Source organism: Flavobacterium sp. WC2416, assembly GCF_041200095.1.
In the GTDB taxonomy this organism is placed as follows: Bacteria; Bacteroidota; Bacteroidia; order Flavobacteriales; family Flavobacteriaceae; genus Flavobacterium.
In genome coordinates, this window is record NZ_CP165626.1 from 1148588 (window position 1) to 1171718 (window position 23131).

At 34.2% G+C, this 23131-nt stretch carries 21 protein-coding genes and 1 tRNA gene; 19 read left to right on the plus strand and 3 right to left on the minus strand.

Annotated elements, in window-relative coordinates; genetic code table 11:
- Positions 1–6: 6 nt before the first annotated feature.
- The 12 genes from AB3G39_RS04740 (at position 7) to AB3G39_RS04795 (ending at position 13496) form a co-directional block, all read left to right on the plus strand.
- Complete coding sequence (locus AB3G39_RS04740; RefSeq protein ID WP_369766134.1) at positions 7–1221, plus strand: TolC family protein; 1215 nt, start codon at positions 7–9, stop codon at positions 1219–1221.
- Between the two features lie 2 nt (positions 1222–1223).
- The gene (locus AB3G39_RS04745) at positions 1224–2471 is read left to right on the plus strand and encodes an efflux RND transporter periplasmic adaptor subunit (protein ID WP_369766135.1); all 1248 of its coding nucleotides are present in this window, start codon (positions 1224–1226) and stop codon (positions 2469–2471) included.
- A 2-nt stretch (positions 2472–2473) separates the two neighbouring features.
- Positions 2474–3688 carry an efflux RND transporter periplasmic adaptor subunit gene (locus tag AB3G39_RS04750; RefSeq protein WP_367772087.1) on the plus strand — a complete coding sequence of 405 codons (1215 nt, stop codon included), beginning with the start codon at positions 2474–2476 and terminating at the stop codon, positions 3686–3688.
- 115 nt (positions 3689–3803) lie between these two features.
- Positions 3804–4364, plus strand: a complete 561-nt coding sequence (locus tag AB3G39_RS04755; RefSeq protein WP_367772085.1) for a helix-turn-helix domain-containing protein — start codon at positions 3804–3806, stop codon at positions 4362–4364.
- A gap of 86 nt (positions 4365–4450) precedes the next feature.
- Positions 4451–6994 carry a heavy metal translocating P-type ATPase gene (locus AB3G39_RS04760; protein ID WP_369766136.1) on the plus strand — a complete coding sequence of 848 codons (2544 nt, stop codon included), beginning with the start codon at positions 4451–4453 and terminating at the stop codon, positions 6992–6994.
- Between the two features lie 30 nt (positions 6995–7024).
- Positions 7025–7633 (plus strand): membrane or secreted protein, encoded by a 609-nt coding sequence (locus tag AB3G39_RS04765; protein ID WP_369766137.1) that lies wholly within the window; start codon positions 7025–7027, stop codon positions 7631–7633.
- Positions 7634–7824: 191 nt separating this feature from the next.
- Positions 7825–8211 (plus strand): DUF302 domain-containing protein, encoded by a 387-nt coding sequence (locus AB3G39_RS04770; RefSeq protein ID WP_369766138.1) that lies wholly within the window; start codon positions 7825–7827, stop codon positions 8209–8211.
- 204 nt (positions 8212–8415) lie between these two features.
- On the plus strand, positions 8416–11067 hold the full coding sequence (locus AB3G39_RS04775) for a multicopper oxidase domain-containing protein (protein ID WP_369766139.1): 2652 nt from the start codon (positions 8416–8418) through the stop codon (positions 11065–11067).
- A gap of 271 nt (positions 11068–11338) precedes the next feature.
- Positions 11339–11512 carry a hypothetical protein gene (locus AB3G39_RS04780; protein WP_369752570.1) on the plus strand — a complete coding sequence of 58 codons (174 nt, stop codon included), beginning with the start codon at positions 11339–11341 and terminating at the stop codon, positions 11510–11512.
- Between the two features lie 166 nt (positions 11513–11678).
- A complete protein-coding gene (locus AB3G39_RS04785; protein ID WP_369766140.1) occupies positions 11679–12056 on the plus strand; it encodes a hypothetical protein in 378 nt (125 codons plus the stop codon).
- A gap of 353 nt (positions 12057–12409) precedes the next feature.
- Positions 12410–12481, plus strand: a tRNA-Glu gene (locus AB3G39_RS04790).
- A gap of 184 nt (positions 12482–12665) precedes the next feature.
- Positions 12666–13496, plus strand: coding sequence for an MOSC domain-containing protein (locus tag AB3G39_RS04795; protein WP_369752569.1), 831 nt, complete (start codon positions 12666–12668; stop codon positions 13494–13496).
- A gap of 153 nt (positions 13497–13649) precedes the next feature.
- Here the strand turns inward: AB3G39_RS04795 and AB3G39_RS04800 are convergent, their stop codons facing one another.
- Both AB3G39_RS04800 and AB3G39_RS04805 read right to left on the minus strand, forming a co-directional pair.
- Positions 13650–13868: a hypothetical protein gene (locus AB3G39_RS04800; RefSeq protein WP_369766141.1), complete on the minus strand. Its 219-nt coding sequence runs from the start codon at positions 13866–13868 to the stop codon at positions 13650–13652.
- Positions 13869–13908: 40 nt separating this feature from the next.
- A complete protein-coding gene (locus AB3G39_RS04805; RefSeq protein WP_369766142.1) occupies positions 13909–14277 on the minus strand; it encodes a hypothetical protein in 369 nt (122 codons plus the stop codon).
- Positions 14278–14709: 432 nt separating this feature from the next.
- Between AB3G39_RS04805 and AB3G39_RS04810 the strand changes: the two genes are divergently transcribed.
- Positions 14710–15711: an IS110 family transposase gene (locus AB3G39_RS04810; protein WP_369765230.1), complete on the plus strand. Its 1002-nt coding sequence runs from the start codon at positions 14710–14712 to the stop codon at positions 15709–15711.
- 207 nt (positions 15712–15918) lie between these two features.
- Here the strand turns inward: AB3G39_RS04810 and AB3G39_RS04815 are convergent, their stop codons facing one another.
- Positions 15919–16437: a hypothetical protein gene (locus AB3G39_RS04815; protein ID WP_369766143.1), complete on the minus strand. Its 519-nt coding sequence runs from the start codon at positions 16435–16437 to the stop codon at positions 15919–15921.
- 429 nt (positions 16438–16866) lie between these two features.
- On the opposite strand from AB3G39_RS04815, the gene AB3G39_RS04820 reads away from it, so the two are divergent.
- The 6 genes from AB3G39_RS04820 (at position 16867) to AB3G39_RS04845 (ending at position 23053) form a co-directional block, all read left to right on the plus strand.
- On the plus strand, positions 16867–18192 hold the full coding sequence (locus tag AB3G39_RS04820) for a trigger factor (protein WP_369766144.1): 1326 nt from the start codon (positions 16867–16869) through the stop codon (positions 18190–18192).
- 389 nt (positions 18193–18581) lie between these two features.
- Complete coding sequence (gene clpP, locus AB3G39_RS04825; RefSeq protein ID WP_367755229.1) at positions 18582–19256, plus strand: ATP-dependent Clp endopeptidase proteolytic subunit ClpP; 675 nt, start codon at positions 18582–18584, stop codon at positions 19254–19256.
- Positions 19257–19344: 88 nt separating this feature from the next.
- Complete coding sequence (gene clpX, locus AB3G39_RS04830) at positions 19345–20577, plus strand: ATP-dependent Clp protease ATP-binding subunit ClpX (protein ID WP_369752562.1); 1233 nt, start codon at positions 19345–19347, stop codon at positions 20575–20577.
- 161 nt (positions 20578–20738) lie between these two features.
- Positions 20739–21971: a phosphoserine phosphatase SerB gene (gene serB, locus AB3G39_RS04835; protein ID WP_367755225.1), complete on the plus strand. Its 1233-nt coding sequence runs from the start codon at positions 20739–20741 to the stop codon at positions 21969–21971.
- 204 nt (positions 21972–22175) lie between these two features.
- The gene (locus tag AB3G39_RS04840) at positions 22176–22586 is read left to right on the plus strand and encodes a VOC family protein (RefSeq protein ID WP_369766145.1); all 411 of its coding nucleotides are present in this window, start codon (positions 22176–22178) and stop codon (positions 22584–22586) included.
- Positions 22587–22615: 29 nt separating this feature from the next.
- Positions 22616–23053 carry a VOC family protein gene (locus AB3G39_RS04845; RefSeq protein WP_369766146.1) on the plus strand — a complete coding sequence of 146 codons (438 nt, stop codon included), beginning with the start codon at positions 22616–22618 and terminating at the stop codon, positions 23051–23053.
- The last annotated feature ends 78 nt before the right edge of the window (positions 23054–23131 follow it).

The window sequence follows — 23131 nt, forward strand, 5'->3', positions numbered from 1 at the left end:
GGACTGATGTTCGGATTTGCAAATGTAAATGCGCAATCACTTTCATTAGATGAAGTTTTGGTGACCATCAAGACCAATAATCCACAGCTAAAAATGTATGATGCTGACATTCAAAGTATGGATGCTGCTGCCAAAGGAGCCAAAAGCTGGATGGCACCGCAAATAAATACCGGTTTGTTTATGACACCTTATAATGTCAAAATGTGGAAAGCAGATGAAATGAATCCAGGAATGGGCGCATATATGGTAGGCTTTACGCAAATGATCCCCAATGCATCCAGACAAAAAGCCGATTTTAATTACATGAGTGCTATGTCATCTGTGGAAGCCGAAAATAAAAATTATACTGCCAATCAGTTGGAAGCTTTAGCAAAAACTAATTATTACCAATGGATCGTATTGGATAAAAAAATAAAAATAGCCAATGACAATTTGTTGCTTATGGATTACATGATAAAAAGCATGGAAATTCGCTACCAGTACAACATGGATAAATTGTCAACGTACTACAAAGCCAAATCAAAATACAACGAATTGCAAAGTATGGTGGTTATGTTGCAAAATGAAATTTCTCAAAAAAGAATTATGTTGAATACGTTGATGGCAAGAGATAAAAAACTGTTGTTTGAAATTGATCCCAATTATACTTTAAAAGAGTTTGATTTATTACAAACAGATACCACGGCACTTTCTCAAAACCGAAGCGATGTGAAGGCAATTGAGAAAACAATGGAATTAAATCAGTTGGAAATTGCCACCGAAAAATCAAAGTTATTACCCGAGTTTGGAGTAAAATATGATCATATGTTTGCTTTTGGGAAGAACCCACAACAGTTTAATTTGATGGCAATGGTCACTATTCCGATGCCATGGTCTACTAAAATGAACAAGGCCACAATCAATAGTATTCAAATAAAAAATGAGAGCTTGGAATGGCAAAAGCAAATGATTTTGAACGAAGCAACAGGTATGATTTCAGGAATGCAAACCGAATTGACAAACTTAAAAAAACAATATGAGATCGCCGATAAAAGCATCATTCCAGCTTTGAAAAGGAATTATGATACGGCAGTTTTGGCTTGGCAAAATAATACGGGTGAATTATTTGTGGTGCTAGATGCTTGGGAAGCATTGAACATGGCTCAAATGGATAAGTTAGATAAATTACAAGCTATTTTGAATACTCAAGTAGAAATTGAAAAACAACTGGAAACAAAATAATTATGAACAAATATTTAAAATATAGTTTATGGACTATTGCCGTTGTAATGGTGGGTTTTGCCGTATATTATTTTGTCGAAAAAGCCAATAATTCAGCGACGCATAAGCAGAAGGAAGAAATTTATACTTGCTCGATGCATCCCGAAATTATACGAAATGAACCGGGTAATTGCCCTATTTGCGGAATGAATTTAGTAAAAAAAGTCTCTGAAAGTCAGCCTGTTGAAAGTCATTCAATTGAACATTTATTAAAACCGACAGATGGTTTTGTGGTGGGAGATTTTAAAACAACTACTGCCAAAGATACTGTTCTCAATAGCTCCATAAATTTACCTGGACTGGTGGCCTATGATCCCAATTCAGCTGTGAATATAGCCGCACGAATTAATGGAAGAATTGAAAAAATGTATGTTCATTATAAATTTCAAAAAGTTGCAAAAGGGCAAAAACTATTCGATTTGTACAGTCCAGAATTAGTAACGGAACAGCAGAATTTTATTTATTTGGTTTCAAATGATTCTGAGAATTCAGCCATACTAAAAGCATTAAAGCAAAAATTAGCGCTTTATGGGATGAGTACCAATCAGATTAATGCTTTGGCTACAGCCAAAAGAATAAATCCAGTAATCTCAATTTACAGTCCAGTGACTGGAATTGTGGATGGAACGGATGGTATGGTTTCTACTAGTATTGGCACTATGCAAAATACAACGGCAACAACGACTGCTTTAAATTTGAAGGAAGGGGATTATATTACAAAAAACACTGTGGTTTTTAAATTAGTAAACACGAATAAAGTTTGGGGTGTTTTTAATGTTATCCAAGGCTATAATAGTCTAATAAAAGTCAATCAGTCGATTCAAATTTCATCAGAATTGGACGCAGATGCGATTGTCAATGCAAAAGTAAATTTTATTGAAACACAACTTGATCCAACAGATAAGACCAATCGCATTCGCGTGTATCTCAATAATGAAAAACTGCAATTCCCTATTGGTTTGCGCTTGCAAGGGAAAGTAGCAACGAATGCAGTAGAAGGGATTTGGCTTCAAAAACAATCTTTGGTTAGTTTAGGTAACAAAAAAATAGTTTTTATCAAAAAGGGAAATGGTTTTCAAACTGCCGAAATAAAAACGGGTATCGAAATAAATGGCTTTGTACAAATAGTAGATGGTATTTCAGTTTCGGATATCCTTGCTGATAATGCCCAATATTTGATAGATAGCGGAAGCTTTATAAAAACAAAATAATAATGAAACAGCTCAAAAAAATCGGTTTTCTATTGCTGGCATTCACCTTGGTTGTGGCCTGCAATACTAAAAATAAAGAGGAACACGAGAAGCATCAATACAAAGAAAGTATTTATTATACGTGTTCGATGGATCCTCAAATAAAAGAAGACAAACCTGGAAAATGCCCCATATGTCATATGGATTTGACTCCAATACAAAAAGACAATGGAGCTTCAAATGAAATTTCATTAAGTGACCAGCAAATGAAGTTAGGCAATATTACTACTGCTATTATTTCAGAGTCACAAAGCAGTTTGCAAGCAGGTTACACTGGCGTTTTGACGATAAATCAAGAGAAAATAAGAAGTGTTTCTGCTAGAGCAATGGGCCGAATCGAAAAATTATATTTTAAAACTGAAGGGGATTATATTCAAAAAAACCAGGCGGTTTACCAACTTTATAGTGAACCTATTGCCATAGCCAAGCAAGATTATGTAACCGCTTACAGGCAACTGGCTATGCCAGGAGATTTTGGTAAAAATGCAAAGAATATGCTGGATGCAGCCAGACAAAAACTAGTATTTTATGGACTTTCCAATGCGCAGATTGAATCCATTAAAAAGACGAATGAAGTTTCGCCATATACTACTTTTTATAGTACCTATAGTGGTACCATTTCTGAAATTGTTGCGACCGAAGGTAGTTATGTGATGGAAGGGGCGGCTATTATTAAATTGGCCGATTTAAGTAGTCTTTGGTTAGAAACGCAAGTCAATGTAAATTATGCCAAAAGTTTGCGATTGGGTCAAACAGCTACAATTTCTTTTATGGATTATCCCACAAAGACTATAAAAGCAGCCATTTCTTTTATCAATCCAGAAATTAATCCGGATTCTAGATTGCTGTTAATTAGAATGGAAGTACCCAATCCTAATATGCTTTTAAAACCAGGAATGCAGGCCAATGCACAATTAATACAATCCAATTTAAATGGAATGTTTATTCCTATTGATGCCGTAATCAGGGATGAAAATGCCACTTTTATTTGGGTCGAAAAAAGCCATGGTGTTTTTGAAAATGTAATGGTTGAAACAGGTGTGGAATCAAATGGGATGATTGAAATCAAATCGGACATAGATCCTAATAAAAAAGTAGTAATTACTGGAGCGTATGCTATCAATAGCGAATATAAATTTCGAAAAGGAAATGATCCTATGGCAGGAATGAAAATGTAAATTAAATTAATTATCTATATTTCAAGGTTTTAAATATTAATATTCTGTCAAAAAAGCCTCGTTTTAATTCAAAAAGGTTGAACTTTGATAGCATGTTCTAACAAACACTTTATAAATGAAGCTTACTATTAAAAATATGGTTTGTGGCCGTTGCGAAATGGCTGTAAAATTGGAGTTAGAAAGAATGAAGCTTCCTGTAAGTTCCATTAAATTAGGTGAAGTGAATTTGTCTCGAGAATTAACGGATATTGAAATTCAGGAACTCAGTACTAACCTGGAAAAACTAGGTTTTGAATTACTGGAAGATAAAATAAGCCAGACAATTGAACAAATTAAAAACTTGATCGTTGAACTAGTACATTATAAAAAAGATCAGTTGAAAGTCAATTTATCGACTTATTTATCTGAATGTTTAAATCAGGATTATAGTGCTTTGAGTAAGTTGTTTTCGGATAATGAAGGCACAACAATTGAACATTATTTTATTGCCCAGAAAATCGAAAAGGCGAAGGAATTGTTGGTTTATGATGAACTTACTTTAAGTGAAATTGCCATAGCACTCAATTATAGTAATGTAGCCCATTTGAGCAACCAATTTAAAAAAGTGACTGGATTTACACCTACCTATTTTAAAAAAATGAAAGAGAATACCCGAAAACAAATAGACTCTTTGTAAATTATACAAATCACTTCCACAATTGTGTAATAATAAAAATGGGTTTCATTCGGATATTTGTACTATAATTTTAAATAGCGAAAAAAATGAAACATACATACACAATTACTGGAATGTCTTGCGATGGTTGCCGAACCAAAGTGGAGAAAACACTCAATGGAGTTGAAGGAGTTGAAGCGGTGGTTTCTCTTGATCCACAAGAAGCTGTAATTACAATGGAAAAACACATTCCAACACCCGTTTTGCAAGAAGCATTGTCAGGAGTTGGGAAGTACACTATAGAAATGAGCCATCCTAAAATGGCGATGGATAAAACAGTTGAAGAGACTAAAGCTAAAGCGTGTTGTAGTAATGACGCGCATCAACATCATAAAAAGGAAGACAATGCGATTCCCAATACACCAGGTAAATATTATTGCCCCATGCATTGTGAAGGCGATAAAGTATATGATAAAGCGGGAGACTGCCCTGTATGTGGGATGGATTTAGTAAAAGCGCCAGATTTAACTGCTGTAAAAACACAATATACTTGTCCGATGCATCCACAAATCGTGCAGGACGGACCAGGTTCTTGCCCGATTTGTGGTATGGATTTGGTTCCAATGGAACCCACAGCTAGTGAGGAAAATAAAACCTACAATGACTTGGTGCAAAAAATGAAAATTGCACTTCTTTTTACCGTGCCCATTTTCATAATAGCCATGTCAGATATGATACCAAACAATCCTTTGATGCAAATCATGGATATGAAAAGCTGGAATTGGGTGCAGCTAGTTTTGTCTATACCAGTTGTTTTTTATGCGACTTGGATGTTTTTTATTCGCGCTTGGAAATCAGTCGTTACATGGAATCTCAATATGTTTACCCTTATCGGAATTGGTTCTGGAGTCGCTTTCTTGTTTAGTATTTTTGCTCTTTTTTTTCCAGATGTTTTTCCAGCAGAATTTAAAAATGAAAATGGAGCCGTTCATTTGTATTTTGAGGCCACAACAGTAATCCTAACATTAGTTTTATTAGGACAATTATTAGAAGCTAGAGCGCACAGTCAAACGAGTGGCGCGATAAAAGAACTATTAAAATTAGCGCCTACAGAAGCTACTTTGGTAGCTGAAGGAGGAGATAAAGTAATATCAATTCATGATATTAAAAAAGGAGATTTATTGCGTGTGAAACCTGGTGATAAAATTCCAGTTGATGGGAAAATCACTGATGGTGAAAGTACCATTGATGAGTCAATGATTTCGGGAGAACCTATTCCTGTAGATAAAAAAGTTGATGATGCCGTTGTTGCAGGAACTATTAATGGGAATAAATCATTTGTAATGGTTGCTGAAAAAATTGGTTCAGAAACCTTGCTTTCGCAAATTGTACAAATGGTCAATAATGCCAGTCGATCAAGAGCACCCATCCAAAAATTAGCCGATAGAATTTCGAAGTATTTTGTGCCTATCGTTGTCGCCGTTTCAGTGATTACTTTCTTTGTTTGGGCAAAGTTTGGTCCAGAACAAAACGCATTAATCTACGGTTTTATTAATGCGGTTGCCGTTTTAATTATTGCTTGTCCTTGTGCATTGGGTTTAGCAACACCTATGTCAGTAATGGTGGGAGTGGGTAAAGGAGCGCAATCAGGAGTTTTGATAAAAAATGCCGAAGCACTAGAAAACATGAATAAGGTAAATGTTTTAATTACAGATAAAACTGGCACTATTACCGAGGGAAAACCATCGGTAGAAAAAGTTTTTTCATCTAATAATCAAGAGGATGATTTGTTGCAAAATATAGCTTCACTCAATCAATACAGTGAACACCCTTTGGCGCAAGCCGTGGTCAATTTTGCGAAAACGAAAGAAGTTTCATTAATCGAAGTTAAAGATTTTGAAGCTGTTTCCGGAAAAGGAGTAATAGGAACGGTTTCAAATAAAAAAGTAGCATTAGGAAATAAAAAACTAATGGAACTAGTAAGTGCTTCAGTGTCGGAAGATATTGAAAACAAAATAATTGCCGAACAAAAACTAGGTAAAACAGTCTCATACATCTCGATAGACAAAGAAGTTCTAGGTTATGTGACCATCACGGATGCCATAAAATCAACAAGTGTTGCGGCTATAAAAGAATTGATGCGTCAAGGAGTTGAGGTGATTATGCTTACAGGTGATAACGAGAATACGGCTAAGGCTGTGGCCAATGAATTGCAATTGACTTCCTTTATTGCAGGTTGTTTGCCAGAAGATAAACTCAAAGAAATTAAGCGCTTGCAAGCCGAAGGTAAAATTGTAGCTATGGCTGGTGATGGAATTAATGATGCTCCTGCATTGGCACAATCTGATATTGGGATTGCGATGGGAACAGGGACAGATGTGGCGATTGAAAGTGCCAAAATTACTTTGGTCAAAGGCGATTTACAAGGTATCGTGAAAGCCAAAAAATTGAGCCATGCAGTGATGAAAAATATCAATCAAAACTTATTCTTTGCCTTCTTTTACAATGCATTGGGAATACCAATAGCCGCTGGAGTTTTATATCCGTTTTTCGGGATTTTATTATCTCCTATGATTGCCGCTTTGGCAATGAGTTTTAGTTCAGTTTCGGTAATTGCAAATGCGTTGCGATTACGAGGCTTAAAATTGTAATTATAGTAGTAATCTTAAATAGTTAAAATCATGAAAATAATACAAAAAGTAGCGCTGTTGATGGGTTTAATTGGACTGTTGTATTCTTGCCAGTCAACCAATCAAGTCTTATCTAAATCAGAAAAGAGAATGGAGATTATGAATACCATTGCTAATAATGAGAGTATGTCCAAAGAGATGATGGGTATACTAATGAATAGCAAAAAGGGTAAAGAGATGATGGAGGAAAAGAAAAAGGAAATGATGAAAGAAAATCATGCTAAAATGATGGATATGATGAAAGAAAATCCGGAAATGATGAAAAGCATGATGGCAGAGATGATGAAAAATCATCCCGAAATGATGAAAGACAAGCATGCTGAAATGATGAACATGATGAAAGAAAATCCGGAAATGATGAAAAACATGATGTCTGAAATGATGAAAGGGATGAAAGATAACCCAGAAATGATGAAAAGTATGATGTCGAAAATGATGGACTCATCAAAAGGGGATAGCGCTATGATGTCTGGAATGTGTAAATCCATGATGGAAAATAAGGAGATGATGGAAATGATGGAGAAAATGGAAAAAGATAAAAAAATGAAAGCGATGGACGAAAAATCCAAAAAAGAAGAAGATCATAAATCACACCATTAATAGAGTATAAACCTAAACTTGAAAAGTTATGAATAATCATGGAAATGAAGGAATGCACATGGGAAATTACTCATTTATGGGAATGCACTTTTTTTGGTGGGTCTCCATATTGATTTTTGCACTAGTACTATTAGCGGTAGCTCATAGATTTAGAAAAAGGAAATAAGTTTAATTTAAAAAATAAAAGAATTATGGATTATTACTTCAATAAAACAATTTCAGACAGCTTTGAAAACGCGATTCAAAAAGTAACGGAAGCCTTAAAATCGGAAGGGTTTGGGATACTAACCGAAATTGATTTGAAGGCTACTCTTAAGAAAAAGCTCGATGTAGATTTTTATAATTACACCATTTTAGGCGCCTGTAATCCACCGTTCGCTTACCAAGCACTGTTAGCAGAAGATAAAATAGGTACTATGTTGCCTTGTAATGTAATTCTTCAAGAGAAAGTAGCGGGTCAGATTGAGGTTTCAGCGGTTGATCCGGCAGCTTCTATGCAAGCGGTAGGAAATGACAAACTTGCTGAAATTGCTTCAGAAATAAGAGATCGATTGAAAAAAGTAATCGAGCAATTGTAAGGTTATATTTTGGTGCCAAATAACGAAAAAACAAATCAAATTCTTTCTATTACTTATCGCATTTGCAACAAACAACCAAAAAACAGTTCGCTATGGTTTGTATGAAAAGGAGAGGATAGTTAATTTCTCTGGAAAAGAAAAACGGGCATGAATTACGTTATTAGAAATTTAAAAAATGATTAATCAATATTTAGGATTTTAACTATGAGAAGAATAATAGTAGTAGCATTGATCTTGATGTTTTATTCCTATGCTCAAGCAGAAAATAGGAATGAGAGTAAGGTTTCGAAAAAACAAGAGATTCTCCAAACTCAAGCTGTAACTTATACTTGTGTAATGCATCCTGAAATTCATGCTGCCAAACCAGGCAAATGCCCAAAATGTGGTATGGATTTGATTAAGGAAAAAGCAAAATCAGTAAGTAAATTTGTTCCAAAAAAGCTAGCGTCGAAAACGGCACCGTCAAAATCAAGTGTTGTTAAAACAAATGCAGTAAACAATGAATCGCATAAAAATCATTTAGATGCTCCTGCAACAACCACTAAAGTTAAAGAAGAACCAGTTAAAAGAATTGTGGCAGATGCTCCGCCTAGAACAGTTCGATATGATTTGTACGTAAGAGATACTATTGTCAATTTTTCAGGAAAAGATAAAAAAGCGATAGCGGTCAACGGACAAATTCCGATGCCAACCCTTACTTTTACAGAGGGTGATATTGCTGAAATTTATGTGCATAATGAACTTGAAGAAGGAACTTCCTTGCATTGGCACGGTTTGTATTTACCTAATAAAGAGGACGGAGTGCCATTTCTTACTCAAATGCCGATAGCGCCTCACACTACTCATAAATATACATTTCCAATTGTACAAAATGGAACCCATTGGTATCATAGCCATAGTGGTTTGCAAGAGCAAATAGGTATGTATGGGGCTTTAATTTTGAAGAAAAAAACAAGCGATCCTACTTTCAGAAAAGGAATTGATGATTTGCCTACGCTTCCTGTTGTTTTGAGCGAATGGACGGATTACAAACCAGAAAATGTACACCGAATGTTACATAACGCTTCGGATTGGTTTGCAATTAAAAAAGGAACTACACAAAGTTATGCGGAAGCCATTAGAAGCGGACATTTTAAAACCAAATTCAATAACGAGTGGAAACGCATGTTAGCCATGGATGTGAGTGACGTGTATTATGATAAATTCTTGATTAATGGTGCCAAAGAATCTATGGCTAACGTTTTAAGTAAATCTAAAGGGGGAGACAAAGTACGTATGCGAATTTCAAATGCGGGTGCTTCCTCTTATTTCTGGTTGACTTATGCCGGAGGGAAAATCACGGTCGTTGCCAATGATGGGAATGATGTAGCACCTGTTGAAGTGGATCGCTTAATCATTGGAGTTTCGGAAACGTATGATGTTGTAGTTACCATTCCTGCGGATAATACAGCGTATGAATTTTTAGCAACACCCGAAGACAGAACCAAATCAGCTTCATTGTATATAGGCAACGGTATCAAACAATTAGTTTCACCTTTACCAAAATTGAACTATTTTGAAGGGATGAAGATGATGAATGATATGATGAATGTGGATGGTAGTATGAATGAAATGGGCATGGATATGAGCCTTCAAAAAATGGACATGAATACGGTGATGTACCCAGAAATCACGGGTAGTTCAGCAATGAAAATGGACATGAAGTCGGACAAAATGGATATGAAGGATTCAAAAATGGATCACTCAAAGATGGATCATTCCAAAATGGATATGAAATCAGAAGGAATGGATGGGAATGATTCCAAAATGGATCATTCAAAACATACCATGGGTTCTGATGAAATTGTAACCTTGAATTATGGGATGTTAAAATCACCTACTGTTACTACGCTTCCTAAAGATGCTCCCGTGCGAGAATTGCATTTTGAATTAACAGGAAACATGAATCGCTACTTGTGGAGCATGGATAACAAAGTCTTATCTGAAACGGATAAAATTTTAATCAAAAAAGGAGAAAACGTACGGATTGTATTGCATAATAATTCCATGATGCGTCACCCCATGCATTTACACGGACATGATTTTAGAGTATTGAATGGACAAGGAGCGTATGCGCCATTGAAAAACGTACTAGATATTATGCCAATGGAAACAGATACGATTGAGTTTAATGCGAATGCGGATGGAGATTGGTTTTTTCATTGTCATATTTTATATCATATGATGGCAGGAATGAACAGGGTTTTTAGTTATGAAAATTCGGCGCCAAACCCCCTTTTAACAAATAAAGAATGGGCTTATAAAAAATTACAATCTGAAAGCAACGGACTTCATCTTATGGCTGAAAATGATTTTGCTACCAATGGAAATGATGGTAAAGCGATGGCGCAAAATGCAAGATGGAGTTTTGGTACTGAATGGCGTTTGGGGTACATGGACGAACACGGTTATGAAACCGAAACACATATTGGTAGATACATCGGGAAAAATCAATGGTTAATGCCGTTCATAGGTTTTGACTGGCGTTATAGAAAGTTTGGAATGAACGAAGTAGAAAAAAATGTTTTTGGTCAAAAGAATACTAAAGACAATCGTTCGGTAGTCAGTTTAGGGGTTAATTATACCTTGCCACTTTTAGTTATTGCACAAGCTGAGGTTTTTCATGATGGTAATGTTCGTTTGCAATTAATGCGAGAAGACATTCCAGTTTCTAAAAGATTACGAATGGCGCTTATGGTAAATACCGATAAAGAATACATGGCGGGATTAAAATATATTGTAGGTAAAAATATTGGAATAACGACCCATTACGATAGTGATATGGGTGTAGGTTTTGGAGTGAATGTGAATTATTAAATCTATTGAGAAGTAATTTTTAAAAAAAGTATAGGCGGATATTGTATTGCTAAATACCGACAACTAGTATTCATTACTTAAAAAAGCCAGCTTACTATCTAAGCTGGCTTTTTAATAAGCTTAAAATAAGGTTGTTGTGTGTAGTACATTCACAAAACATGTGAATTATATAATCATTATAACGAATTGTATGACACTTCTGAAAAGGGATAGGGTTATTTTTGTTTAACTGGAACGCATTGATTTCGGACCATTATTTAAAATTATTTATATGAAAAACCCTTCAGCACCAAAGAAAATTACATGGATTATAGGATTGATTTTTGGTATCCTTGGAATAATCGGGCATTTTGCAGCTGTTCCGTTTTTAACAGAACACAATTACACGCTATTGCTTTTTGGTTTCATTGTTTTAGCTGTAGGAACCACTTTCAAAGAAGTTTAAATAATTTGGAATAATGCCCCTAAATTTTACTTATAAATAGCTACTCATTGAATTAGTGACGGTTTGATTCATGAGGCTACTATTGCAAGATAAGAAAAGCAGTGCATCTGTTTAGCGCACAATTTTTACAATTTAACACAAGTATTAATATAATAAATATATAATTATGTCAGGAAAAAATAAAAAACAATTTGGAGTTTGGATGGATTCACATCAGGCAACTATTGTAGGAAGAGAAAATGTAGTTTCAGGTAAGTTCGTTGTTTTAGGTCACGAAAATGTTGAAGATCAATTTGTACATACAAGCGAAAACGCATCAAACAATGCAGAAAGAGATATGCTGCATAAATTATTCAAGAACATCACTGCACATATGCAAAATGTTGATGAACTGCATGTGACTGGAACTGGAATTTCACAAGAACAATTTATTAATTATTTGAATGAGACGCCACAGTATAAAAATGTGGAGGCTAAAGAAAGTACTTCTATTAAGATGAGTGACGACAGTTTAATTGAATATATGGCTGCTCAATTCAACTAATCAGTTTTAAATACAAATATAACAGATTAGTCTGTTTACATAAATGCCCTCAAATAGTAAGATACTATTTGGGGGCATTTTTTATATAACGAAAAGGCAATTGTCGATTTTAAATTTCGACACGTAGCCGCTGTTTTAAAATAGAGTGGGCTAATGAAGTTGTGTCTTTATTTTAAAAGTAAGAATTTACATTTTAAAAAAAAACTTTGTAATTCTTTTTTACGGTAAGTGCTAATTCTGAATTAATTATAATTTGTAAATAAAAAAAAAGGAGTTTTCACTAGCCCGTTTTGGAATTTGGCTTGGTACATCTCAAAAATAGTGCTATTTTTGCACCCGAAATAGAAAAGCAAGGCCCGTTCGTCTATCGGTTAGGACGCATGGTTTTCATCCATGTAAGAGCGGTTCGATTCCGCTACGGGCTACAATATTTTACATATAAGGATTTCAGTATTTTTTGAAAATGGAATTTACTTTTTGAATGTGTAAATTAATTCAATTTCCTTCCTAGAAACAAAAAGTAAGCCTCGAAAACTAACCCTTTCGAGGCTTTTTTTGTTGTTTGTGTTGGCTGTACTTTTTTGTAGATTTGATAAAAATAAAGTAGTTATGCTTCAACTTTCTGAAATCTGGATTTATCCTGTAAAATCATTAGGAGGAATTCTCCTTCAAGAATCTAATGTTACACATCGTGGACTTGAACACGATCGCCGCTGGATGTTGGTAGATGAAGATGGTGTTTTTCTATCGCAAAGAACCACTCCTGAATTAGCCCTTTTCCAAACTGAAATTGAGGGCGAGTTTTTAATTATTACTCACAAAGAAAACCCAACTAATAAAATAAAAGTACCACTGAATCCTTCACCTGTGGAAGAAAAGAAGGAGAATATAAAAACAGTTCTTTGGGAAGATGCAATTGATGCGTATGAAGTCGATAAAGAATTATCGCATTGGTTTTCTGAAATTTTAAAATACTCCGTTCGATTGGTGTATATGCCCGAAGAAAGTCACCGAAAAGTAGAGCCTAAATATGCCATTTCAGGGAATGATATCAATTCGTTTTCGGATGGATTTCCTTTTTTAATTATTGGGCAGTCGTCTTTAGATGATCTGAATTCCCGTTTGAAAGAAGCAGTGCCCATGAAACGATTCCGCCCCAATTTTGTGTTCACTGGAGGACAAGAATACGAAGAAGAAAATTGGAGTGAATTCACCATAGGAAATTTTCCTTTTTATGGTGTGAAACCGTGCGGAAGATGTGTAATGGTTACTGTAGATCCCGAAAAAGGAATCGTTGCCGGAAAAGAACCTCTATTTACTTTGTCTAAATATAAAAGAGTAGGTAATAATGTGATTTTTGGTCAAAATTTAATTGCACAACAGGAGGGAAGTGTTAATGTTGGTGCTATTATAGAGGTGTCTAAAAAAGGAGTTGTTTAAAGTTACTTAAGATACTCATAAAAATACAAATGCCATGAAGTACTCATGGCATTTTTTATATCCAATTGAGCCATTATACATGGCATGATTGCATTATTGTTATGAAGAAAATGACAAGATGAATTTTAAATTAGAATGCTAAAAGCAATGAAATCAATCTTTTTTATGGTGTTGTTCGGTTTGATTTTGTTTGTTGTGCGTCATGTTGTCGCCTACATTCATTCCGTTTGACATTCCTATCATAAATGCGGTTAGGAATAGCATGATTTTTCTTTTAGCCCAAAGAATAGGGTGCTTGGATGGCTCCAAACGAGATTGGTTTTTGTTTTTATACATGGTGTAAATGATAAATGATGAGACATTAGGTATCATTGTTATGCAAGGGATGGCATAAATGCGTAGAAAGACTTTTCTAGGCTATGTATAAAATGGTATAAGAGTTGGTTGAAGTACTTTTCTCGTTTATAAAGAGTTGTTGTTCGATAAATGAACTTACTTTTTGATAAACCTGTGTTCTTAATTTAAATAGAACAGGAATGGTAAGACTGTAACTAGTTGCAAACCGAAGGTATTTAAAAGGAATCGAAATCGCTGTTTTTATAGCGTTTACTAGATTGAAAACGTATAATTTAGAACGGCTAGTTTTCCATTCACTACCTACAATTGCATTAGAATATTGATAATATTCAACCGAATTAGATCGAGATTCTAAAACGCCATCATTCACTATCAAGCCAAAAGCCAGAAAGAGGGAAAGAAGGTATTTTAAATGTTTTGTCAATTGTATATGTTTAAATTATAATTCAAAAGTACAAAAGTTGCAGCTAGTTAAATTTTTATCTTACACTAAACTTACATGCTTTGCGCGAGCGTCTCGCTCGTGTCCGCAATCAAAATCAATTTCTAATTATTTTAAAAGTAGATATTCATTAATTAACTAAATTTCCTGTTGCTCTTTTTATACTTTGTGTTCACGAGCGAGACGCTCGCGCCAGCCTTTAGATTTGTTCTTTGAAAAATCATTAAATTTAAATTAACAACCAAACTGACAAAGTGAACCATTCGCGCCGCAAAGTTTTAGACTTATCCCCCGATTAGGACTTTGTCAGTTTGTATTGAACAAGCATCAAATAGTAATTCAGGTTTTTAGGCCTATTATCAAGGTTATGAGTGTGTTCAATAAACTGGTTGCTAATCTTTAAAACATTTTCTTATGAACAAATTTAAACATTTTTTAGGCATTGACGTATCCAAAGAATATTTTGATGCTGTTGTGATTTTGAATGGAGATAAACAAAACACCATCCATAATCAATTTGTAAATGATTACAAAGGAATCCAAGCACTTCGCAAATGGTTGAAAGAGCAAAATGCTACTTTTGAAAACACATTGATTTGTTTAGAACACACTGGCATGTATGGAAAGTTACTTATCAAGTATTTGATGGTATTTAAGTTTGATCTTTGGGTAGAAATGTCGTTGAAAATTATTCGAAGTATTGGTGTTCAGAGAGGTAAAAACGACAAAATTGATGCTGAAAGAATAGCTTATTATGCCATGAAGAATGTTGACGAAGCAGTTCTGTACAAAGCTCCTAGAAAAGAAGTTGATAAAATCAGAAACTTATTGTCTTTAAGAGAAAAGCTAGTGATTACAAAAGCTTCGTTGTTACGTAATGTAAGAGAACTTAAGTCATTTGATTTAGAAGTGGCTAAACTCTCAGAAAAACTCCAAAAAAGTACAATTAAAGGAATTGAAACAGATTTGCAAAAAATAGAAAAACAATTAGACAAAATAATCAACGAAGATGAAAATCTTTCTAGAATATTTAAAATATCGACATCGGTTACAGGCGTTGGAAAAGTAACAACTTTATTCTTAATTTGTTTTACAAATGAATTTACAATGTATATCACTCCTCGCCAATTGGCTTGTTATGCAGGCGTTGTACCTTTTGAACACACTTCAGGAAAAAGTGTACGTTCAAAACCAAAAGTCCATTATATGGCAAATAAAAAATTAAAAAAACAGTTGCATATGTGTGCGTTATCTGCAATCACAAGTGATCCAGAGTTGAAAATTTATTATAGCCGAAAAGTACAAGAAGGAAAAAGCAAAATGCTCGTAATTAACAATGTAAGAAACAAACTCATACATCGTCTTTGCGCATGTATTAAGGAAAACAGAACCTTTGAAAAAAGACAAATAGCTTAAGATCAATTAAATAAATTTTTCTTTTGATAGGGAAGAAGTAGTAAAAACTTTTTCCCCTTCGCAAGACTTATTGTTTGTTTTCAACACAAAGTTATTGAATTATTCACAAAAAATAAATGAAAATTTTATGAATTATTATTTGCTTAAACCATAGTAATCAAGGGATAAAATAACGGGGAGGGAGGTTTTTAGACAGTTTGACGGCTGTTAGTGGCAGATTTTTGCGTCAACAAAGTCTACAATCATTTTAAAGTTATCTTTTCCAACTTCCACTTCTCCTAAAATTATAGGTTCATTTTCTTTGGTAAACATGAACAGATTATTTTCTTTTACTAATTGAGATACAAAATCTTCCCAATTCAGTTTCCTTTGGTTTCCTTCACTTTCCATTATTAAGGACGTTTCTGTGAATTCCCAAAACAACAAATTTTGACTTTTCGAAATTTCAATTTCTCGAGTCTTTTCTGTTTCTAGTTTTCTATATAGAGATTTGATTTTAATATAGTAATAGAAATATGGAACAAGAATACCTAAACCGAAAATCAAAATTGCAAAGCCAAAAAAACTTGGACGTTCAAAGATTAGAAAAGCACTAATTACCAAAAGTATGAATCCAAAATAATGTGAGTTCTTGTAATATTCTGTTTTTCGTTTCCACGCCAAATCGAACAACAAATCCATTTGTTTGTTGTAAATGCTTACGTCGAATTTAAGTTGAAACTTCATTTGAAATGTAGGGTTGAAAATTTGCCACTAACTTGCATATATCATCAAATATATGCAACTTTTTCTGCTTTCTATTTATGGATTGTAATTGTTTTCTTTCGAATCGTCTTGATTTGAAACTTGGGGTTGACTTTAAGACTTTCGACTTTCTAACTTTCGACTAGGAACTGCGTGAAGGATGGCAGTGGAGCTCTTTATAGTTTTACCCTTCGGGATAAAACTATAAAAGCGGGAACGAACAGCCTGACCCGTACTTTTTAGGAAGGGTCACGCCCAAATGCTTAGGAAAATCTTCGTTATTGCAGTCTAAAACGCATAGAAATTTCATTCTGTATTGACGCTTCAGTATCGGTGGTAAAAAAACTTGGTTGGCGAGCAAAAATTTTATAATTTTGCAGGCGAATTTTATCATGTAAATTAAAGAAGAAGATGGATATCAAAAGAGTAGCAATAGACGCTGTAAACGAAACGATTGTAATGACAGTTGTTCAGATGGATTACAAAGGTCAAGTAGCAAAAAGAATAAACGAAAAAATGCCTTTGGCAACAGTTAAAGGATTTAGAAAAGGAGCTGTGCCTAAAGATCTTGTTGAAAAACAATACGGTAAAGCGATAAAAGAAGAAGAAGTTAAAAAAGTGGTTGACTTGGCTTTAGAGCGTTTTGTACAATCAGAAAGATTAAACCTTCTTGGGACTCCACTTCCTAAAGTAAACGAAAACTTTGATTGGGCTGCTGAAGAATTGGTTTTTGAATATGAAATTGGTTTGGTTCCTAACTTCGAATTGGATTTAGAGGCTAAAAACGATATCGTGAAATATGTAGTTACTGCTGATGATAAATTAATCGATGGTCAAGTAGCTCGTATCCAAAAACAATTTGGTACTGCAATTCCTCAAGAGGTTGTTGCAGCTGACTCGGATGTTACTGGAACATTCTCTAACGAAGAAAAAGGAATTAATAACGCAACTACTATTGCTGCTGATCTTTTTAAAGACAAAGCGACTTTTGATTTATTCATTGGTAAAAAAGTAGGTGACGTGGTTACTGTAAATACTAAAGGTTTATTTGAAGACGACCACCAATTGATGGACGTGATGAAAGTAAGTCATGATGATGTTCACGGTTTAGAGGTTGATGTAAACTTCACTATTGAAGCAATCAACGCAGCGGAACTAGCTGAATTGAATCAAGAATTGTTTGACAAATTGTTTGGTGCTGGAACTGTAGCTTCATTAGATGAGTTGAAAGCAAAAATCAAAGAAGATGCTGAGGCGCAATTTGCAACTCAAGCGGACCAAAAATTATTAGGAGATGTTACTGAGTTCTTAATCGAAAACACAAAATTTGATTTGCCTTCAGAATTCTTGAAAAAATGGTTGCAAACTGTTGGAGAGAAAAAATTATCTCCTGAAGAAGCAGAAGTTGAATATGCACGTTCTGAAAAAGGATTGCGTTTTCAATTGATCGAAGGTAGAGCAATGGCTCAATCAGACATCAAAATCACTTTTGAAGATTTGAAAACATTTACTACAAAAAACATCCGTCAGCAAATGGCACAATTCGGACAAACAAATCCTACGGACGAAGAAGTTCAAGGAATTGTTGCAAGAGTTTTGTCTAACCAAGACGAAGTAAAAAGACTTTCTGACCAAGTGGTTGCTGAAAAATTGTTGGAATTGTTCAAAGAAAAAGCACAACCAACTACTAAAGAAGTTACTTACGACGAATTTATCGCTGCGTCTTACGGAGAATAAATTTTAGTCCTTAAAGTCAAAAGTCATAAAGTCAAATGTCAAAAATTATGATTTTATTACAAAGACTAAATAATAAAAAATAGTTATATTTGAGCGTCAAATGAATTTTTTTCTTTGACGCTCTTTTATTTGAATCAATTTCAGAAGCTAATCCAGCTCTTCGTTTCAAGTTTTTTCAACTGTTTCAGTTTTTATTCTTCTTGTAAGAGCTTCTTTCAGTCGCTTTACAAGAATGAAAAAACTAAAAAACAGTTTTCAAAAAGCTTTACACTGCGATCTGGGCTAGAAAAGGAGACAAATTGACATTATTTGTATTTAGGGTATGAACTTTGACTTACGGATTATGTAACTTTCAGACTTTAGACTTTCAAACTTTTAAACTTATAAAAATGAACTACGGTAAAGAATTTAAAAAATTTGCTACAAAGCATCAAGGAGTAAATGCAATGTATTACGATAAAATCGTAGCAGCAATGAATCCTACAAATATGACTCCATACATCATTGAAGAACGCCAGTTGAACATCTCTCAATTAGACGTTTTCTCAAGATTGATGATGGACAGAATTATTTTTCTAGGTACAGGAATTGATGACCAAATTGCAAATATCGTTCAAGCACAATTATTATTCTTAGAAAGCGCTGATGCTTCTAAAGATATCCAAATTTACTTAAACTCTCCAGGAGGAAGTGTTTATGCTGGTTTAGGAATTTATGACACGATGCAATACATCAAGCCAGATGTAGCGACTATTTGTACAGGAATGGCAGCTTCTATGGGAGCGGTATTGTTATGTGCAGGAGCAGCAGGAAAGCGTTCGGCATTGCCACATTCAAGAGTAATGATTCACCAACCATCAGGAGGAGCACAAGGTGTGGCTACTGATATGGAAATCAACTTGAGAGAAATGTTGAAACTAAAAGACGAATTGTATAAAATCATTTCGCACCATTCAGGACAAACATTCGAAAAAGTACACAACGATAGCGAACGTGACTACTGGATGATTGCTGATGAGGCAAAAGAATACGGAATGATTGATGAAGTTTTAAGAAGGAGTTAAAAAAAAATAGTTACAAGTTTAAGGTTTAAGGTTTAAGGTTGCTGTGGTAACTTTAAACTTTAAACGTTTAAACTTTAAACAAAAAAAGATGGCAAAAGAAAAATTAGAATGTTCATTTTGTGGAAGGAAAAAACCGGAAACCCAACTATTAATTGCTGGAATAGATGCGCATATCTGTGATAAATGTATCGAACAAGCGCATGGAATTGTACTGGAAGAAATAAAATCATCTGGCAGTTCTAAATTAGTAGGGGATCTTATTTTAAAGAAACCAAAAGAGATTAGAGCGTTCTTAGACCAATACGTTATTGGGCAAGACCAAACTAAAAAAGTAATGTCGGTGGCAGTTTACAATCACTACAAACGTTTAATGCAACAGCAATTAGATGATGAAGTAGAGATTGAAAAAAGTAATATCATCATGGTAGGACAAACTGGAACTGGAAAAACATTAGTAGCTAAAACCATTGCTAAAATGTTAGACGTTCCTTTGGCTATTGTAGATGCTACGGTACTTACTGAAGCTGGTTATGTGGGTGAAGATGTCGAAAGTATTTTGACTCGTTTACTACAAGCTGCGGATTATGATGTAGCCAAAGCAGAACGCGGAATTGTATTTATTGACGAAATAGACAAAATTGCTCGTAAGAGTGATAATCCATCTATTACTCGTGATGTTTCAGGTGAAGGAGTGCAACAAGCCTTATTGAAATTACTAGAAGGAACGGTAGTTAATGTACCACCAAAAGGAGGACGTAAACACCCAGACCAAAAATTTGTTGAGGTAAACACACAAAATATTTTGTTTATTGCTGGTGGTGCTTTTGATGGAATCGAAAGAATTATTTCGAAACGATTGAACCGTCAAGCGGTTGGTTATTCTACTTCTAAAAATGTGGATAACATTGATAAAGACAATTTGTTGCAATACATTATTCCAAAAGACATCAAAGATTTTGGATTAATTCCTGAGATTATTGGTCGTTTGCCAGTGTTAACGCACATGGATCCATTAGACAGAGAAACGTTAAGAGCGATTTTGACTCAACCTAAGAATGCTTTAATCAAACAATATCAAAAATTATTTTTGATGGATGAAGTAGATTTCAGCATTACTGATGAAGCATTGGATTTTATTGTTGATAAAGCATTAGAATACAAATTAGGGGCTCGTGGATTGCGTTCTCTATGTGAAGCGATATTGACGGATGCCATGTATGAACTACCAAGTTCTGATGATAAAATATTAGAAATTGATGTAGATTACGCTAAAGAAACGTTGAATAGAAATTTATTGAAGCGTTTGGAAATTGCTTCATAAAGATTGCGTTTTTCTCAAAAATATAAACCTGTTCATTGATTTGAACAGGTTTTTTTATGGGTACTTTACACTATTTGTTATTGTAAAAAAAAACAAACATTATTCTTTTATATCTACAATAGATTGCCGATTTTTGTTCGCGTAAATCAATATTAAACAAAATGATAACAGAAGATAAAGAGATTATTTTATTAAAAGTTTCTGGTCAGGATAAGCCTGGTGTAACAGCTGGTTTAACTTCTATATTAGCAACTTATGATGCTATTGTTTTAGATATTGGTCAAGCTGATATTCATGATACACTTTCTCTAGGAATTTTATTCGAAATACAATCGGGTTCTTCTTCAGCACCTGTTTTAAAGGATTTATTGTTTAAAGCCTATGAGCTGGGAATCAAAGTGAAGTTTATTCCAATCACAATCCCAGATTACGAAATTTGGGTAAAAGCGCAACGCAAGCAACGTTACATCATCAATATTTTGGGAGAAACATTGACAGCTGTTCAATTAGCGGCGGTTACTAAAATCATGTCGGATCAAAATTTAAATATTGATGCTATCAAAAGATTAACGGGTAGAACTTCTGTTGTAGAAAAGGAGGAATTTCCTCGTTCTTGTGTACAATTATCCGTAACGGGTAATATTGTAGATAAAACGTTGATGACAGCTAGTTTTATGGAAATTTCCAGAACTTTAGATGTCGATATCTCTTTTCAAGAGGACAATATGTATAGAAGAAACCGCCGATTGGTTTGTTTCGATATGGATTCTACTTTAATTCAAACGGAAGTAATTGACGAATTAGCGGATCTTGCAGGAGTAGGGGAGCAGGTGAGAGCCATCACTGAATCAGCGATGAACGGCGAAATTGATTTTAGCGAAAGCTTCAAGAAACGTATGGCTTTATTAGAAGGCTTGAGTGAAGAAGTTTTACAAAATGTGGCAGTCAATTTACCAATAACACAAGGAGCACATCGCTTGATGAAAGCCCTGAAGTATTATGGATACAAAACGGCTATATTATCTGGTGGATTCACCTATTTTGGTAAATACTTGCAAAAGGAATTGGGAATTGATTACGTTCATGCCAATGAATTAGAGATTATTGATGGAAAACTAACAGGAAAATATATAGGGGAAATTGTTGATGGAGCTAAAAAAGCCGAATACCTACAAGCCATTGCCGATAAAGAAGGAATACATATCAACCAAACCATTGCAGTAGGTGATGGAGCCAATGATTTGCCAATGTTAAACTTGGCAGGTTTAGGAATTGCTTTTCATGCTAAACCTACAGTAAAAGAAAGTGCTTCTACTTCAATCTCTAGTTTGGGATTGGATGGTGTTTTATATCTTTTGGGGTATCATGATAGACATATTGATATGATGGAGTAATATATTATTATTATTATTATTATTATTATAAAAATATTTATGGCCTTAACTCAAATTGAGTTAAGGCTTTTTTATTGTTAATATTTTCATTAAAAAAGAATTTGGTTTTAAATAAGTTGTAATTTTAATGTTCGTTTTTTTTACATAAAGCAGTAGAAACCTCAATTGAAAAGTGATGCTGAAAATAATTTAATAGTTAGCAAAATGACAAAACAAATCTGGCTTAATTTACCTGTTAAGGATGTAAAGAAATCAAAAGTATTCTTTGAGAAAATAGGCTTTTCTTTTAATGAGAAAAATGAAACAGCGCATTCGGTTTGTATGATAGTAGGAGATAAAAATTTTGTGGTCATGCTTTTTGAGGAATCTGTTTTTGGTAAATTTTTACAAAATAAGATTACCAATACTAAATCTAGTTCGGAAATATTAATTTCGTTAGATGCAGAAAGTAAGAAAGAAGTAAATGAATTGGCAAAAAAAGTAACTGATGCTGGAGGTGTTGTTTTTTCTAAACCTGCTGAAAATGAAGGATGGATGTATGGCTTTGGTTTCGCAGATTTAGATGGACATCGTTGGAACGTTTTATATATGGATTTTGGAAAACTTCAAAAGTAGATAATTTAATAATTTAAAAAAATAGAATCATGGCAACAATCAATCCTTATTTAATTTTCAATGGCAATTGCGAAGAGGCATTTTTATTTTATCAATCGGTATTTGGGGGTGAATTTCCTTATTTGGGAAAGTTTAAAGACATGCCAGCCTCCGATACTAGTACACCAGCGCTTTCTGAAGAAGATGCCAATAAAATAATGCATGTTACCTTGCCCATTGGTAAAGGATCTGTATTAATGGGTAGTGATAGTAATTCAGCCAGTGGCTCCGTTGTTTTTGGAGGAAATGTTTCTCTTTCTATCAATGCTGAAAGTAAAGAAGAAGCGGATAAATTGTTTGACGGACTGTCTGCGGGAGGGAATCCTTTTATGCCAATGAATAAAACGTTTTGGGGGGCTTATTTCGGAATGTTTGTGGATAAATTTGGAATTCACTGGATGGTGAATTTTGATGAAAATGAAAATTAATTCTCATTAAAAACAAGGGTATGCTTCTTAATTTCCATAGATTTTAGATGATGAGGAGCTTTGCATATTCCTCTGGCT

What these genes read in the sequence shown, in the direction of transcription:
- AB3G39_RS04740 (WP_369766134.1), top strand. Translation starts at nt 7, where the DNA reads ATGTTCGGATTTGCAAATGTAAATGCGCAATCACTTTCATTAGATGAA.
- AB3G39_RS04745 (WP_369766135.1), top strand. Translation starts at nt 1,224, where the DNA reads ATGAACAAATATTTAAAATATAGTTTATGGACTATTGCCGTTGTAATG.
- AB3G39_RS04750 (WP_367772087.1), top strand. Translation starts at nt 2,474, where the DNA reads ATGAAACAGCTCAAAAAAATCGGTTTTCTATTGCTGGCATTCACCTTG.
- AB3G39_RS04755 (WP_367772085.1), top strand. Translation starts at nt 3,804, where the DNA reads ATGAAGCTTACTATTAAAAATATGGTTTGTGGCCGTTGCGAAATGGCT.
- AB3G39_RS04760 (WP_369766136.1), top strand. Translation starts at nt 4,451, where the DNA reads ATGAAACATACATACACAATTACTGGAATGTCTTGCGATGGTTGCCGA.
- AB3G39_RS04765 (WP_369766137.1), top strand. Translation starts at nt 7,025, where the DNA reads ATGAAAATAATACAAAAAGTAGCGCTGTTGATGGGTTTAATTGGACTG.
- AB3G39_RS04770 (WP_369766138.1), top strand. Translation starts at nt 7,825, where the DNA reads ATGGATTATTACTTCAATAAAACAATTTCAGACAGCTTTGAAAACGCG.
- AB3G39_RS04775 (WP_369766139.1), top strand. Translation starts at nt 8,416, where the DNA reads ATGAGAAGAATAATAGTAGTAGCATTGATCTTGATGTTTTATTCCTAT.
- AB3G39_RS04780 (WP_369752570.1), top strand. Translation starts at nt 11,339, where the DNA reads ATGAAAAACCCTTCAGCACCAAAGAAAATTACATGGATTATAGGATTG.
- AB3G39_RS04785 (WP_369766140.1), top strand. Translation starts at nt 11,679, where the DNA reads ATGTCAGGAAAAAATAAAAAACAATTTGGAGTTTGGATGGATTCACAT.
- AB3G39_RS04795 (WP_369752569.1), top strand. Translation starts at nt 12,666, where the DNA reads ATGCTTCAACTTTCTGAAATCTGGATTTATCCTGTAAAATCATTAGGA.
- AB3G39_RS04800 (WP_369766141.1), bottom strand. Translation starts at nt 13,868, where the DNA reads ATGATACCTAATGTCTCATCATTTATCATTTACACCATGTATAAAAAC.
- AB3G39_RS04810 (WP_369765230.1), top strand. Translation starts at nt 14,710, where the DNA reads ATGAACAAATTTAAACATTTTTTAGGCATTGACGTATCCAAAGAATAT.
- AB3G39_RS04815 (WP_369766143.1), bottom strand. Translation starts at nt 16,437, where the DNA reads ATGAAGTTTCAACTTAAATTCGACGTAAGCATTTACAACAAACAAATG.
- AB3G39_RS04820 (WP_369766144.1), top strand. Translation starts at nt 16,867, where the DNA reads ATGGATATCAAAAGAGTAGCAATAGACGCTGTAAACGAAACGATTGTA.
- clpP (WP_367755229.1), top strand. Translation starts at nt 18,582, where the DNA reads ATGAACTACGGTAAAGAATTTAAAAAATTTGCTACAAAGCATCAAGGA.
- clpX (WP_369752562.1), top strand. Translation starts at nt 19,345, where the DNA reads ATGGCAAAAGAAAAATTAGAATGTTCATTTTGTGGAAGGAAAAAACCG.
- serB (WP_367755225.1), top strand. Translation starts at nt 20,739, where the DNA reads ATGATAACAGAAGATAAAGAGATTATTTTATTAAAAGTTTCTGGTCAG.
- AB3G39_RS04840 (WP_369766145.1), top strand. Translation starts at nt 22,176, where the DNA reads ATGACAAAACAAATCTGGCTTAATTTACCTGTTAAGGATGTAAAGAAA.
- AB3G39_RS04845 (WP_369766146.1), top strand. Translation starts at nt 22,616, where the DNA reads ATGGCAACAATCAATCCTTATTTAATTTTCAATGGCAATTGCGAAGAG.